Source organism: Pseudomonas sp. NPDC079367 (genome assembly GCF_044542195.1).
Lineage (GTDB): Bacteria > Pseudomonadota > Gammaproteobacteria > Pseudomonadales > Pseudomonadaceae > Aquipseudomonas.
In genome coordinates this window covers 165,127-180,651 of record NZ_JBITTW010000003.1, presented here as the reverse complement: position 1 = coordinate 180,651, position 15,525 = coordinate 165,127, and the positions used below count along the sequence as shown (strand labels likewise).

Below are 15,525 nucleotides of genomic sequence, written 5' to 3'. Positions count from 1 at the left end.
CTGCGAGGCGGTCAGACTGTGCAAGCTTCACGCTAGAGCAACGGCGGCAGATGCCAACGGGCCAGAGTGCGACAGGCAGTAACGGGGGACTCCGGCCTACAACAATAAGCACGACGGAGAACACCCATGGCCACAATCGACACAGCATCCACCGGCACGCCACCGCGCAGCGGCGGCATCACCAAGGAGGAGCGCAAGGTCATCTTCGCTTCCTCACTGGGCACGGTTTTCGAGTGGTACGACTTTTATCTCTACGGCTCGCTGGCGGCGATCATCGCCAAGCACTTCTTCGCCGGCGTCAACGAAACCACCGCGTTCATCTTTGCCCTGCTGGCCTTCGCCGCCGGGTTTGCGGTGCGGCCGTTCGGCGCCATCGTCTTCGGGCGTCTGGGTGACATGATCGGGCGCAAACACACGTTTCTGATCACCATCGTGATCATGGGCGTGTCCACGGCAATCGTCGGTCTGCTGCCCGGCTACGCGACCATCGGTGTCGCCGCCCCGGTCATCCTGATTACCCTGCGTCTGCTGCAAGGCCTGGCGCTGGGTGGTGAATACGGCGGCGCGGCGACCTACGTGGCCGAGCACGCGCCACGCAACCGCCGTGGCTTTTTCACTTCGTGGATTCAAACCACCGCCACCCTCGGCCTGTTCATGTCGTTGCTGGTGATTCTCGCCTGCCGCACGGCGCTGGGTAACGAGGCGTTCGAGGCGTGGGGCTGGCGGATTCCGTTTCTGCTGTCGATCATTCTGCTGGCCGTGTCGGTGTACATCCGCCTGCAACTGAGCGAGTCGCCGGTATTCCAGAAAATGAAGGATGAAGGCAAGGCCTCGAAAGCGCCGCTGACCGAATCCTTTGCACGCTGGGACAACCTCAAAGTGGTGATCATGTCGTTGCTGGGCGGCACCGCCGGGCAAGCGGTGGTCTGGTACACCGGGCAGTTCTATGCGCTGTTCTTCCTGTTGCAAACATTGAAGATCGACGCGCAGACCGCCAATCTGCTGATCGCCGGATCGCTGCTGATCGGCACACCGTTCTTCGTGATTTTCGGCAGCCTGTCCGATCGCATCGGGCGCAAACCGATCATCATGGCCGGGTGCATTCTGGCTGCTTTGACCTACTTTCCGATCTTTACTGCGCTGACCCAGTACGGCAACCCGGACGTGTTCGTCGCGCAGGAGAAAAATCCGGTCAAAGTGATCGCCAATCCTGATCAGTGTTCATTCCAGTTCGATCCGGTGGGCAAGGCCAAATTCACCAGCTCCTGTGACTTGGCGAAAACCTTGCTGGCGAAACGCGCGATTCCTTATGAGAACGTTGCTGCCGAACCGAACACGGTCGCGCAGGTGCGCATAGGTGATCGCGTCATCGAAAGTTTCGAAGGCAGCGCCCTCACCGCCGCCGACTTCAAGGCCCGCAACGACGCCTTCACCGCCAGCCTCGGCGCAGCGTTGAAAGACGCCGGTTATCCGGAAAAAGCCGATCCGGCGAAAATCAATTACCCAATGATGCTGCTCCTGCTCACCGTGCTGGTGATCTACGTGACCATGGTTTATGGCCCGATCGCCGCGTGGCTGGTCGAACTGTTCCCGACGCGCATCCGCTACACCTCGATGTCGCTGCCCTACCACATCGGCAACGGCTGGTTCGGCGGCTTCCTGCCGACCGTGGCGTTCGCCATGGTCGCCGCCACCGGTGACATCTACTACGGGCTCTGGTACCCGATCGTGATTGCAGTGGCGACGGCAATACTCGGCACGTTCTTCCTGCCGGAAACCAAGGATCGCGACATTCTTAAGGACTGAAACAACCGCTGTGCCCTCTCCTGCGGGAGAGGGCCTCGCAGCTGAAAAATTTCGAACGTCTGCCGCCGCGCTGTCTCCAATATGTACACCCACAGGAGGCCAGCGCCATGAACCCCAACGACGACAAAACCCCCAACGCCCCGCCCACCGATGCCAGCGGCAAACCAGTGAACGTGGTCGAACGCGATCTGCAGGACCGCGATGGCAAGACCGAAGGCGTGGACAAAATCATCACGCCCTCTTCCACTCGGGTCAAAGAGCAGGAAGCTGAAGAGCTGCAGCGCAAAGTCGATGAGATCGAGCGCAAGGTGGCGGACGGCAATTGATTGCGGCGTGGCTGTGGCCGCGGCTTTGAGCGGCGGCCGTCAGCCCGATGATCAAAAGCTGATTTCCCACAGAATCGAACTACACAGCTGATCGACTTCACGCGCATCACAGGCGAAGCGTCTGACAGATCTGAATCGTCGGTTTGGGGATGATGTCTCCCTCGTCCCGCCAGTGACTACAACGAGCCCACATCCCCTCAGACTGCTTCACATTGATGTTGGAGGTCATGATGAACGCTGAACTTTCACTTATCGTTTCAGACTTCGAAACCGAAGAAGAGGCTGCGGATTACGACCTTTGGTTTCGTGCGCAGGTCCAGGAAGCACTTGATGACCCGCACCCAGGCATTCCCCATGCCGAAGCAATGGTGTTGCTCGATCAGATGAATGAAGAAAACCGCAGGACACGCCGCGCTGCGGTTAAATGGAGCTACAAGGCTATTCGTCAACTGGCTGACATCATTGATTACATCGACCAGCACAACTCCATTGCTTCGGTTTCCTTTCAACGCAAAACCGTTACCGCAGCGCAGAAACTTTCTTCCATACCCGATGGCTACCGATCCGGTCGGGTGCCTGGCACTCGAGCAATGGTGATTCATCCGAACTATCTGCTGGATTATCGGGTGAATGGGGAGATCGACATACTCAGGGTACTTCACGCTCGACAAAAATATCCCCGAACCCCATCACTCTAAAAAAAAGGCGGCCAACCGGCCGCCCAAACGTACTGCACGAGAGTCTTTTACAACGTCAGCTGCCCACGTTCCTCCTCGGTCAGCTGCTGTTTCGCCTGTTCATCCAGCGCGCCGGCGCCGAGTACCTGCACCGGGCTGTCGGGGTTGTAGCCCGTCGCCGGTGCCCGGCTGGCACCATCGCGCGACGGCGCCAGTTGCTCGTTGCCGAAGCTCAATACCTGCACGGTAAACACCGAGGCCTGATTCTGCCGCGCCGCCGCCTGTTGCTGACGGGCGACGTCTTCCGCCGCTTGGGTCGCCGAGGATGCTGCCGAACTGGCCGAGGTGATTGCGCCGGTGTTGACCGCCGACACCACGGGCACGCCGGTCGCCTTGCCCTGCACCGAAATGTTCGCGGCGTTGACTACCGTCAGCGCAGCGATGTTGACGTTGCCCGACACGCGAATCCCCGCTTCGCCGGCATCGATGGTGCCCAGCGGCGCGATCAGGTCGATGTTGCCCGGCGCCACTTCGGCGATCGGGTTGAGCGTGGCGATACCGGCGCCGGTGCTCGGCACCGACGGCGACAGCGTGACGTTGCCCCAGGTGTCATAGACGCGTTTTGGCGGCGTGTAGACCACAGTGGTTTTCGAGCCGCGACCGGCGTTGATGTCGCCCTCGGCGGACCAGCCGAGAATCGAGCCGCCGAACGTCGTCATGATCCTGCTCTGGCCGAGCAGAATGCTGCCTTGCGAGTACAGTTGAATATCGCCCGAGCCCTGAGTGATGATCCCCGCCGTCGACGGTGGCGCCGCGCCTTCGATGCCGAACACCTGACCACCGCCCGGCGTGAGCATCTGGATATCGCCGCCAAACAGCGTCTTGACCCCGGCGCCGCCGTACAGGGTGATATCGCCGTCGTAGCGAATCGGATTGCCCGCCACATCGGTGTTCGGAAACAACGCCGCAATGGCATTGCGACCGCGCAGGTAACTGCCGGTGCGCGGGCCATTGGCATCGGTATATTCCAGGCCGCCGGCGCGCAGTTCGGCGAAGTACACCTGGCGGGCGAAGATCGCCTGCTCGGTACTCGGCAGTGCGGCGAAGAAGGCTTGCGCTTGTTCATCGCTACCCTTGAAGCCATAACCGAGGCTCAGCCAACTCTGCAGTTCTTCGACATAGGTCTTGACCACTTTGCCCGGTTGCGCGCTCAGGGCCACAGCCGAATCCGCGACGTTTTGCGGGTTCAGATAACGCGCAACGAACCGCGAGTAATTCGGCCCCTGCGCGCCCGCGCCTGATTGCATCACAATAGTTGCACCGGAGCGATGATCACCCGCCGCGAGAGGGCCGAGGCTGGTGATGCTGGCGCGATCTTCCATCATGATATTGCGCCCTGCACTGACGTCCAGAACCCCTGGGCCGGCAATGTCGAAGCTGCTGTACAGAATGTCGCGCCCGGCCGAAACCCTCGAAATGTCGCGCGCATCGTTATGCACGAACAGATTGCCGGTCGATGCGACCTGTTCGTTATTGCGCCCCATGCCGCCGGTGGGCGCATTCGTGGGTTGGCCCAGGTTGGTACCGGACGCCACGATGTCGCGCCCTGCCACCATCCAGACCGGGCCTGCCGATTCGTACCAGGTGCGCTTTGTGGTCGCGAACGCCAGCGTTTCACCCGTGCGAATACCCACCAGGTCACCGGTCAGTGCATAGAAGCGCGCCGGCCCCTGAACCCTGCTCAACCCCGAATAGCTATCGGGACCAAAGGCAAACAGCGGATAGCGCGAATTGGTATCCGCCAATACGCCGTCGCTGCCGGCATTGGTCATGACAGGGCGACTGAACTGGTTGTTGGCGTAGCCATTGAACGCAGGTGTCAACGGCGTGGCGAGTGCCGCCGGGCTGGCCCCTGACTGATTGATCGCGTAGCCACCGGCATAGATCGAATCCCCTGCGATCAGTTCAAGTTGCCCCGCGCTGGAAGGTGCCAATAGCAACGAATAGCCCACGACCGGTGCCGGGTTGCCTACGCCGTAAGTGGCTGATGGTCCCGCGTAAATAGAGCCTTGGCCGGCCACCGCACGCAATATCGAAGGAATGACGAAGCGGTCATCCGTAGGTGACGTGTTAAGCCCGGCGACGGGGTCCTGCCCGGTGGTCTCCATCAATTGAGTGCTCGGTGTCAGGTTACCGCCCGCCGAGAATAAATCGATGGCGGTGTGATCGGTCCACAGCGAGAAACCACTCAAGCCGCCACCCGCATGGTAAACGCCATCGGCCGTGGTAAACGGTGTGGAGTTTTGTAACCGCACGCGACCCGGATCCGTGGCGCCACCCAGCACCAGATCACCCCGAGTGTTGAGGCGCATGCCGGAGTCGCCGGGAATCAGCACCAGCCCACCACTGGCATTGCTGGCCGTCGAGTTGAACGGATCGAAAGCGCGCGTTTCCCTTGGGTCATGAAACAGCGCAGAAGCGCCGTACTGCAGATTGATTCCGCCCAACGCTGCGCCCGTCAGTTGCGCCGCGCCGCGCAGGTTGATGAGCGCGCCCTGCAAATCGTGGGTCGGCGTGCCGGTACCTTGCAGGCCGGCACGTGCTTGCAGAGACGGATTGAGGCCACCGCCCAGACGAATATCCAGATCTCCGCCACCGGTCAGTTGCAGGTTACCGTCGCTGCCCACGCGTCCCGTACTGCCGACTGCCACGATCAACCCCTGACTACGTGGATACGACGCATACTTGTCATCGCCCATGGGCTTTAGCATGCCGGCATCTGCGCCAGCGCTCAGACTGATGTTGCCGCCGCCCAGCGTACCGAACCCGGTAAAACCCACCAGATAAGGCTTGGTTTCCACGCCCTGTGCCGGCATTGGCTGCGCAGCGTAGCTGCCGAAGTTGATCCACCAGGCAGTCGGTACATCGTTGTTGCCGGTGCCCTGGCGCCACAGCCAATTGCCCACTGCCACACTCGGCACCTGCTCCCGCGTACCGTCGCCCGTGGCGACCGAGCGACGCCCGAGCACGTCGCCGGACACAGACCCGCCAGCATTGATCGTCAGGTTACCGCCCATCTGTGGATACCAGGCCTGATAAAGGCTGGCACTGCCGCCATCGACCCATTTTTCGTAATCGCTGCCAGCGCTGCCCAATACCGATCCATCAGCCGATAGCCGGCCGCGCGCCTGGTTATAACGCGCATCGACGTCACCCGATTGGGTGCCGGCGGTGTACACACCGAAAGGTGAAGCCATGCTCAGATTACCGGCCGCCATCAAGTCCAGGTCACCGGTACCGGTACGCAAAACGCTGAACATCTGCGTGTGGGCCTGGGCGCTCTTGCTCGGATTGTTTTCAATGCACAGTGCCGGGTCGATGGAGCACCAGAACAATTCGTCATCGTTCATCGGTGTGTAATCCGGCATGCCCATCCAGTTGCCAGGGGCCCATACACTGCGCGCCATCGGGGCGCAGGCACCGGGAGCAATCTCACAGAGCACAAGATATTCCTCGGGAACCGGTTCGTACGGTGTAAAGCCATACTCGTTATCCACGGCCCAGACCAGTTTGCCAGCCACCTCAGTCATGCTCACACCATAATGGGTGTCGGCCATCTGCAAGTTGCCGACGCTGGCCTGAGGTTTCACGCTACGGCTGTCGGCTGCGGACAGATCGGCGCCTGCGACCATGCGCATCGACCACGACGCACTCCCCGCCGGCAGCATGCTGGCGATCGCCCAGTTACGCCCCTGTAGTTCGCCATTGGCGGGACGCAGGTCGAGGTAGACCGTGCCATCCACCAACTTCACGTTGGTCATGGATGGAATCAGCGAACCGCGCAACAGCGCCAACGTACCGTTCAACCCAACACCCACCGTTCTATTATCGGCATCAACGGCACCCGGCAACGGCACGCCTTTGGGCCAGAGCAGGGTCTGCAGGGCGGTGGCGTTGTTCAAGCGGAGGCCGGCGCCCAATCGGCTGCCTGCCGGGAGGGTCACGGCATTGTCGAGCAGCGTACCGGCGGCATATATCAGGTTTCCCGTCGCGTCGTGCACATCGCCGGCCAGCACCGTTCCACCCTGTAGCGAGTAGGGTTCGGCAAGCGTGGCTTGTACCGGCAACACCGTGCCTGCGGCCAACGTGGCGGCTTGAATCGGCAGGTCGTAATTCAAGGTCGCACCGACCGGGAAGAGCGTCCCTTCGGCAAGGCTGACACCACTGCCCGGTACGATCAGGTCGCCGCCGAACGGCTGTATCCCCGGCAACAGTTTCCAGCCGGCGTCGTCCACGGTCCCCGGTGGGGGCGCAAAACCGTCGTTGATGCTGCCGTAGATATCAAGGTTGCCACCGGCACGGATCAACAGATTGCCCGCTTCCCCGCTGCCGTACACCGAGGTGAGCCGAGTGTGGGGGTTAAGGCTGGCGTAACGGTAGCCGGACAAGTCGAGATCGCCCTGCACCACCAGATCGCCGTCGGCGGTTTTGCTGACGATTTCGACCCCCGGGCGCAGATGAAACGCATCGGCATAGGTCGCGTTGTTGAGGCCGGCCAATTTGCGCTGCAGCAGATCACTGTTGTTCAGTGCCGCATCGATGAAACCGCTGCTGTCGGCATGAATGGCGTCCAGATAGGCTTGATCGATCACTTGATACGGGCGACCGCTGGCCGCCGGATCGGTGCCATCGGCGGCATCGCTGTAACGGCGAACGGCATTCAACCCGATGGAGCGGGCGCCTTGAACAGTCAACGTACCGCTGGCATCAACCGCAATATCACCGCTGCCCAGACGCGGTGCATTGAGCTCCAGCGTCCCGCGCGACAGGCCGTCGCGTTGTCCCGCCTGGTTACCCGTCAGTGCGTCGGTGCCGTGCCGCAAGTCAATCCGTGCACCAGCGGCCAGTGTCAGCACGCCGTCAGCCGAATTGAGTTCAACCATGGCGCGGTTCGGTGCGTCGATGATCTTGCCGTAGCTGTCGACGCGCAGTACGCGGCCATGGGCATCCAGCACCGCGTTGCCAGTCAGTGTCAACGCGTTCTTCGCGGCCAGCCGGATAGAGCCGACCCGTTCGCCGCTGGCATCGATCAACCCGTCCACGGTCAGGTTGCCGTTGTCCACCGAGACATTGACCTCGCCTGCTTTGAGTCCGTTACCGACAAGCAGATTGCCCTGCTTGAACTGGAAGCTGCGACTGCCCACCACCCCGCCCGCGTTCAAGCGCTGATTGAGACTGGCAAAGGCCTGGCTCAAATCACCTTCCAGGCGCTGGGCGCGAATGTCCACGCCACCGGCCTTGTACGGCACCCATGTGCCGCCCGCATCGTAATAGCCACTGCTGGTTCCGCTGATCTGTCCTTGCAGGTCAACCTGTCCGGCGTCAGTGCCCAGGGCCACGACGCTCAGTTGCCCGGCCTGATTGTTGACGGCCGACAGATCGATTCGCGAACCCGCCGACTGACGAATATTGCCGTTGTTGCTCTGCAACGACACATCGCCGCCCCAGCTGTATTTCTTCACGTCGTTGAACGGCAGAACCCGGCCCGCCATGTCCACCTGCGCGCCGCTGCCAAGGGTCAGATCATCCTCGGCATTGACCAGCAGTTTGCCGCTGGCCAGAACGATGCGGCTGTCGAGCACAACGTTGCGTGCCGTCAGGCTCAGTTGTGCGCCAAGCGCGTCCGCCACAGCCGTTGTGGCGGTGCCGCTGAGGGTCAGACGGTTGCCGGCCTTGAGATCACTGACCGAGGCAGCTTCGCCGGTCAGCAGTGGCGTGTGCAGATTGAGGTTACCGCCGCTGTAGCTGAACCCCTTGACCGCGTCATAAGCCCCTTGGGATTCGTACACCGCCAGACTGCCCTTGTGGTTGGCGGTGATGCGTTCGCTGGCGTTGAGGTTGACGCTGGCAAAACCCAGGGTGAGTCGGTCATTGCGATCCAGGCCATTGGGCTGCGGATTCGGGCCATAACCCAGTTCGATCCGCTGCGCCTGGATATCCAGCGTACCGTGGCCGGTGCCGGCGCCATCCTTGACCACCGTACCCGGGGCCTGAGTGGCCCCGTTCCAGATCAGATTGCGGGTGCGGATCGTCGCAACATCGGTGGCAGCGCCCGAGCCGTAGATGGCCGGGCTGCCCAGTACCAGATTCTGCAAGCGGCTCTGGCCGGTCTTCGGATCAAGGGTGTCGAGGGTAACGCTGCCGAAAAAGTTGAACGCATCGCGGGCCACCAGACTCAGGGTCTCCAGGGCGGGGGCGCCAAATTGCGTGTCGCCCTGCAACAGGCGATCCAGCACGCTCTGGTTAAGCGTCAGGCCCGCGGGTACACGGCCGCTGGCTGCGGCCAGTGCTTGCTGACTGCCGGCATTGACCACGCCGACCGAAAGCCCCAGTTGGCGAGTGCCAAAGCGCACGCTTTCGCCCAGTTCGAAGTCCTTGTCGGTGGCGGCGATGATGCTGCCGTTGGAATACAGCAACGCCGCAGCGGTGCAATCGGCCGTCGGACAGTTGCCGATACGAATGCTCCCGCCCCCGCCCTCGGCAGGCGCAAGCACCGGTGTCCAGCCATTGGAGACCACCAGCAGACTAGACCGCTCAGGTGCGTAGACGAAACCGGCTGCGGCATCGTACGGAACGGCGCCTCGTCCCAAGGTATTGATGCCTGCGCCCGCATCGATGGTGATGCCGCCACTGGCACTGTTGCTGCTCAGCACGACCTCTGGCGCGGAGAGAATCGCGCCCTCGCGCAGACGAATCGCCGCGATATTGCCGATCACCTTGATCGAGCCGCCCTCGGAGCCGTAATACACAGTCGGGGTGCCACCGATGGTCAAACGTCCGGCATTCAAGCGGTTGAGGGTGTCGGCATACAGCGAAACACCGTCGAACCCGGGCGTACGCGTGTGCCCGGCACCGAGAATTTCAAAGTCACCGCCGGTATAACCGCCCTGAACCACCGCCGTACCAATAACCCCCCCTTCGGCAGGCTTGAACAGCACTTGCCCGTCGAAATCCAGGGCTGTGTCGTGCTCGCCGCCACTGACCATGCGCAGCTGCAGCGTGTTGCCGTCCAGCGGTGTGCGGGCGCGAGGCAGACCGCGGCGGGCAGCATCGTTGAGCACAAATTGGGTAAACCCGGTTTCGTTGTACTGCGAATAGCGCCGCAGCACGTCGGCAGACGTCACGATGACCTGGCTGGGCAGACTGTCGCGAATACCGGTGTTGGCAATCGACAGCTGTCCGGCCGTGGTCCACGAGCCATTGCGCAACTTCAGCGCACCGTCCATGGAACCCGCCATCGCTTGACCATTGATTTCGACCCGGAAGGCGCCCGGCAACAAGGCAAAGGTCGATGGCAACAAAGTGTAGGTGCCGGGCGCCAGTCCGGTAACGCCGGCACCGAGGGTGATCTGCTGGCCGATGCGCGGATCGACTGCGCCAGCCTCGGCGAGCATCGGCGCATAGCGGCTCTGATCACCGGCAACGATTGCATACACGGGATTACTGGCCAGCCCGGGCAAACTGAACGTGCCATCGGTGGCATTGCGTACCAGCGGATTGAAACGTGCATCGGTGGAACCGCCTCGTCCGGAGACAAAACCGGCCCCACGCAGATCGCCGCCGCCCGAAAGATCGATCACCGCCCCGGCCTGCACATCGGTGTATTGCGCATCGAGTATGACCCCGGATGCAGCACTGGCAATGCCATTCAAGAAAACCGACTTGTCGTTGTATCGATAGTCGATACCGTCGGTGGTGCCCCCATACGGCATGACCAGTCCGGCGGCGCTGACTGACGTCACACTACCCGGGAGAAGGTGAAGCTCACCGGTCTTGACGATGGAGTCATCACCCAGGGAAATCAGCCCCAAAGGCGCACGAATGACGCCCCCCTGTTCGATCTGTCCCGCGCTGAATGTCAGGCTGCCGAACACCGAGTAAGGCAATAAAGTCGGCGCCGGCCCGTAGCTGCCGATACGCAACGTATGCTCCGGCACCGATCCGGCCTGGGTCTGATAACCCACTCGCACATCAGCCGAGACACCGCTGGCGGGGTAGATCTGCGCAGCACGCAAGTGCATGTCACCCGGAGTCCACAGACGGCTGCGCTGCTGTTCATCGGTTGGCTCGAGGAAGCGCATGTCACCCTGGCTGTCGAGTGTGACCAGACCAAAGCCACGACGGCTGACTGCAAGCGCGGGTGCGGCCGTTTGCACGAGCGTCCCTTCGGTGCCGAATGAAAGCGAGTTGCCCAGATCCAGCAGGTTCGCGCTGGCGGTGAATTGCGCGCTGGACAACTGCGCTGTCGGATTGCTCATTACCCGCGGACGCACTTTGACATCCGAACTCAAGTAGGTGCCCGGCCCCGACAGGCGCAGGTAAGGTGCGCTGAGGTTGACCCGAGCGCTGTCTTGCGCGGAATCGGCCAATGAAAGGGAACCGGCGAACAGACTCAGGCTCTGCCCCATGTGCAAGTCAACATCGCCGTCGAACGTCATCAGACCGTTGCTCAGCAGACTCAGGCTGTCGAAGCCGCCGCTCATCAGCTGATCAGCACTCAGGCGCGTACGCCCGTAGCGTAAAAGTGACGAAGCTTCCCCTGCCTGCAGCGCCTGCGGCAGTGCCGATCCGGGCCCTTGGCCAATGATCAATTCCCGCGGCACCCGCACGGCGTTGGTCAATCCCCCGGCACCGTAGGCCGGCGTATCCAGAGCGATTTCCAGACGCCCGCCCGCCGCACCTGCACCACCGGCATTGGCCTGCAAGCTGCCCTCGATGAACAGACCATTGTAGGCACTCAAACTGATCCGCCCGCCATCGGTGGCGACTCGAACGGGGCCTTGTTCACCGCTATCGAGCACGGCTTGCGCACCGGACGCTTCCAGGCGCGCCCCCTGACGAACGATGACGTAAGCATCGGCGGCGGTCGCGGTGACTTTCTTCGCATCAATTTCGCCGCCGACGATGATCGAGCCACCCTTGCCGACCTGGCCGTAGACGCGGCCCAGCGCATCGACGGCGGTCACTGCCCGACCGGCGACATCGATCGAGGCATGGTCACCGATCCAGATCGAACGGTTGTGCAGGGTCGGATCAGCCTCTTGCAAGGATGTCGCCACATCGATCGCGCCGAATTGTTGTTGACGGATATCGACAGTGCCGCCCCAGGCGTTGAGCTCACCGTCAACCGTGATCTGCCCTGCCCCGCGCAAACCGATGCGCTGGCCGGGATCGACACTGATCCGTGCGCCTTCGCCAAGCGACAACGGGCTGTTGGCAGGGTCAATCAAGCCAGCCAGCGTCGCACCGGCCTGCAATGCAACTGATGCACCGGCCCTTTGCGTCAATACACCCTTGAGCGGGTCTTCCTGGAACAACGTCGGCGTCCATAGCTCCAGCGCAGCGCGCGGCGACGTGCCGGACGCAATGGTCGAGGCGGATTCGCCGAATCGATAGACCGGCATCTGCACATCGATAATCGTTTCATCGGCTACTTCCATGCCCTTCAGACCGATGATGTTGTAGGCGCTGAACCCCGTCTGAAACAGTTCCGGCGTCAGCCGCAAGGACTGTTCTTCGGCGACGGCGCCAGCACCGCCGATCCGGACCTTGCTGGCCTGCACAGTGAGCGTCCCACCGCCGTTCACGCCATAACCCTGCACCTCGCCATCAAGCACCAGGCGTGACTGGCCCGGCGCGCTGTTGGCGCTGGACTCAAGGGTCACGTCGCCACCCTTACCACCACGCGTCTTGCCGCTGGCCAATATCGCGCCGCCCGACGTGACATCGACCAGACTGCCACTGGCCAGCACAATGTCGCCGCTGCTGCGGATCGACACCGTCCCGCCATTGAGGTACGCCAGGCCGTCCGCGTCGTCCGGGTTACTCGACAGGTTGCTCCACAGACCGCGCGCCTGCAGCTGCACGCCCTGCGCAACCGTCACGCGGGCCTGCTTGCCTGTTGGCACCTGAAGACTGGTGTCATCGCGCCGATCGGTGGCGAGCTGGTTCAAAACGTTGCCCAGCTGCAGGCTGCCCCCTTGCGCAATCAAATCGGCATTGACCTGCACATCTGGGCTGAACAGGGTGATGTCGCCCCCGTGATCCACGGTTACGCCTTCATCGACTTCAATCGTGTTTTTCGCCGAGATCTTCAGCGCGCCCAGCTGGAAACCATTGAGCAGCCCGGCGTCGAGAAACAGTTTGCCGGCGCGCTCAGCAGCGACCGCGTCGGTCAGCCCTGCGTTCGCTGCGCTGGCACGCGCGCTCCCCACTTGCACCTGATCGAGCAACGGGTCGAGTTGATAGAGCAGGCCCGCACTGGCGGCGACATAAGCCGCATCGTAATTGCCAACGACCAACTGCCCCCGCCGCGCCCGGGCGGTCTGAGGCTGGGCATAGCCGTCCAGGGCCGCTCGCGGCGCCTGGTTTTGTCGTTCGCCCTGAAACACCTCGCCCAACAGCTGGCCTTCCAGCACGGCGTTGCGCGTGGCGATCACCAGTTGCCCGGCATCCCGGCCAACGGTGTACCCCGTTTCCTGACGGCGCGTCGGTGCAATCAGTGGGCTATGGAAATAATCCGTCTGACCCCAGCGCTCGCTGTGACTTTCGTAACCTTTGTAAAGACCGCTGTAGAGAATATCGCCCGGCGCACGCGACACTTCGTATAACCGCCCGTCCGCACCGCGCAGCCAACTCTGGCGAATCTCGCCGCCCTGCACATCGAGCGTGCCGCCGGACACATTGATCAGCGAACCGTTTTCGCTGATCACATCATTTCCGGAAAACCGCACCTCACCGCCCTGAGCCATCCATTCACCGACGCCATGGCCCTGAGTGCCGAGGTATCCGCCGACCTCCAACAACCCACCGGCGGTGTACCAGCGGTCGGTGGCGTAACCGTTGGTGCCCGCCGGCACGAATACCAGTTCGCGGACATCGACCCAGATATCGCTGCTGTTGAGCGCGCCGTTCTCGCGATTGAGCGGCGCATCCCGCTGCTCGTTGCCCTGCACGTTGATCTTGATGTTGTTGGCTTCCATGGCCACTTTCACGCCGAGGGCGCCGGACACGTCGACCACCGCCCCCTCGCGCAGCAGACTGCGTCGCCCGGCGGCAACCGCCACCTGCCCACCGGTCGCAAGGGTGATCGAACCACTTTTGAATTCAACGGTGCCACCGCTGGCGATGTCGATGCGGGACTGATCGCTGCGGATCCGGTTGTCGGCATTCACGCCGATCAACGCCGCCTCGCGCTGGCTGTCCAGGGCCGTGAGATCGCTGCTGTCGAGCAGAATCGCACTGACGCCGTTCTCGCCCAGGGTCACACGGCCCTGGGCATCGCTGGCCGGATTGAGCAAATGCACGGTGCCGCGCGTCGCCACCGAAGTGCTTGCCAGCAGCACGCCGTTCTGCAGAACGTCGCGGCCAGTCAGGGTGATGTCGCCGGTGGATGCCTGGATCAGACCGGTATTGCTGACCTTGCCCGAGCTGTCAGCCTTGAAACCGGGAATGACCTCGCTGCCGAAGGTGGTGGAATAAACATTGCCGTCGGTGCCTGAGCCCTTGCGAATGTAGAAACGGTCGCCCGCCCCCATCACCGTCTGACCTTTGGCCGTGCTGATCGAGCCGTCGTTCTGCACGTCCTGGCCAAGCAACAAGGTATAGCCACCGGCATCGGTGGAGAGCGCAGGTTGATGCGTTTGTATGGCAGCGCCACGCTCCACCAGCACCTGGCCAGCAGCATCGGTAAAGGTTGGCTGACTGCCGGTGCTGTCGAAATACAGACCACGATCACGAAATTGCGCATCGGTCATGTTCGCGGCTGCCGCCACCAGATTTCGCACATTGACCTGACTGCCACCGCTGAACACGATGCCGTTGCGGTTGATCAGCATCACCGTGCCGTCCGCTTTGATCTGTCCCTGAATCTGGCTGGCCCGTGCGCTCGGATCATTGACGCGGTTGAGCACCGCCCAGTTGGCCTGCTGGGCGAATTCCACTGTGGTATTGCGGCCGACGTTGAACGTTTCCCAATTGAGAATCGCCTTGTCGGCGGTCTGCTCGATCTTCACCGTGGTCTTGCCGTCGGCCTGGGTTTGTTGCGGGCCTTTGGCGTTCAGCCAGCCCTGGGTCAGGCTGTTATCGATCTTCAGGCCGCCCTCGCCCAATCCATCCGGAACGACTTGCACGCTGCCCAATGCGGCGGCACGTCCAGCGGCTTGTGCGGCCTGCTGCGCGGCAATCGCTGCCACGGTGTTGTTAAGTGTCTGCAAAGAGCGCTGCAATTGCTGGCTGGCCCGTTGCTGCTGTGCCAGCGGTGGGGTCATCCCCGGCAGACCGCCCCCACCCGGACGCGACGCCGAAGCCTGCTGCGCCGCGCCCTTGGCGGCAAACCAGGTAGAACTGAATGCTGTCGCCGCCTCGGCACTGCCCGCCACCAGACACAAGGCAACGGCTTGCGCCAATGGCTTGAGCAGCCACTGTGCGGGATCGCCCGCGCCACGTTTGATCGGCTGAATACGGGTACTGCGACGGGAGGTGCGAGCAAGCATCACTACAGGTCCTTTTGGTGGCAGGTCGGGTCAGCCCTGCTGTTACGACATAGGCGGTTGACGCGCCTCACGACCGAACGGATGTCACACAAACTTCATGATCCAGGTGTACGTCGGCCAAAAAAAAGCAGCAGCCCGAAGGCCGCTGCCGTTTCATTGCGC

Annotated in this window: 4 protein-coding genes; 3 read left to right on the top strand and 1 reads right to left on the bottom strand. The window is 62.3% G+C overall.

The annotated features are described in order from the left end of the window. Positions 1–126 precede the first annotated feature (126 nt). From ACIGDJ_RS06920 to ACIGDJ_RS06910, 3 genes are all read left to right on the top strand, one after another. A complete protein-coding gene (locus ACIGDJ_RS06920; protein WP_397478480.1) occupies positions 127–1,806 on the top strand; it encodes an MFS transporter in 1,680 nt (559 codons plus the stop codon). Between the two features lie 107 nt (positions 1,807–1,913). Then, complete coding sequence (locus tag ACIGDJ_RS06915) at positions 1,914–2,132, top strand: hypothetical protein (RefSeq protein ID WP_056789562.1); 219 nt, start codon at positions 1,914–1,916, stop codon at positions 2,130–2,132. Between the two features lie 230 nt (positions 2,133–2,362). Continuing rightward, positions 2,363–2,830, top strand: coding sequence for a type II toxin-antitoxin system RelE/ParE family toxin (locus ACIGDJ_RS06910; protein ID WP_397478481.1), 468 nt, complete (start codon positions 2,363–2,365; stop codon positions 2,828–2,830). Between the two features lie 47 nt (positions 2,831–2,877). Here the strand turns inward: ACIGDJ_RS06910 and ACIGDJ_RS06905 are convergent, their stop codons facing one another. Then, entirely contained in the window at positions 2,878–15,363 is a 12,486-nt protein-coding gene (locus tag ACIGDJ_RS06905; protein ID WP_397478482.1) for a filamentous haemagglutinin family protein, read from the bottom strand. Positions 15,364–15,525 lie beyond the last annotated feature (162 nt).

Coding starts and splice junctions, on each gene's coding strand:
- ACIGDJ_RS06910 (WP_397478481.1), top strand. CDS start 2,363: ATGAACGCTGAACTTTCACTTATCGTTTCAGACTTCGAAACCGAAGAA.
- ACIGDJ_RS06915 (WP_056789562.1), top strand. CDS start 1,914: ATGAACCCCAACGACGACAAAACCCCCAACGCCCCGCCCACCGATGCC.
- ACIGDJ_RS06920 (WP_397478480.1), top strand. CDS start 127: ATGGCCACAATCGACACAGCATCCACCGGCACGCCACCGCGCAGCGGC.
- ACIGDJ_RS06905 (WP_397478482.1), bottom strand. CDS start 15,363: ATGCTTGCTCGCACCTCCCGTCGCAGTACCCGTATTCAGCCGATCAAA.